This window comes from Vibrio sp. 10N.222.49.C9, assembly GCF_041474985.1.
GTDB classification, from domain to species: domain Bacteria; phylum Pseudomonadota; class Gammaproteobacteria; order Enterobacterales; family Vibrionaceae; genus Vibrio; species Vibrio crassostreae_C.
In genome coordinates this window covers 1-312 of sequence record NZ_JBFRVD010000498.1, presented here as the reverse complement: position 1 = coordinate 312, position 312 = coordinate 1, and the positions used below count along the sequence as shown (strand labels likewise).

At 43.9% G+C, this 312-nt stretch carries 1 protein-coding gene; it reads left to right on the top strand.

What is annotated here, in order from left to right; genetic code table 11:
- Window positions 1–312: flagellar filament capping protein FliD (gene fliD, locus AB4585_RS24170; protein WP_372171292.1), on the top strand; the 312-nt coding region annotated here is incomplete at both ends.

Genomic DNA, 312 nt, shown 5'->3' with positions numbered 1-312 from the left:
CCACTGGTGGTGATACTGAAGAGCGTGGCTTATTAGCAAATGACTCGACGGTTCGAGGCATAGCTCGCAATCTAGAAAGCCTTATGCGGGGCACTTTTGAGGGTGTGTCACTATATCAAGTAGGTATTGAGATTGGTCGTGATGGCAAAGTATCAGTCGATGCAGATAGATTTGATGATGCGCTACTGAATATGGATGTTGAAACAATCTTGAATGGTCCAGATGGTCTTTTCAAGTCATTGGAAGACACTATTAAGGGGTATTCCAACTCCTCAACTGGTGATATTCAACGCAAGCTCGATACTTTATCCC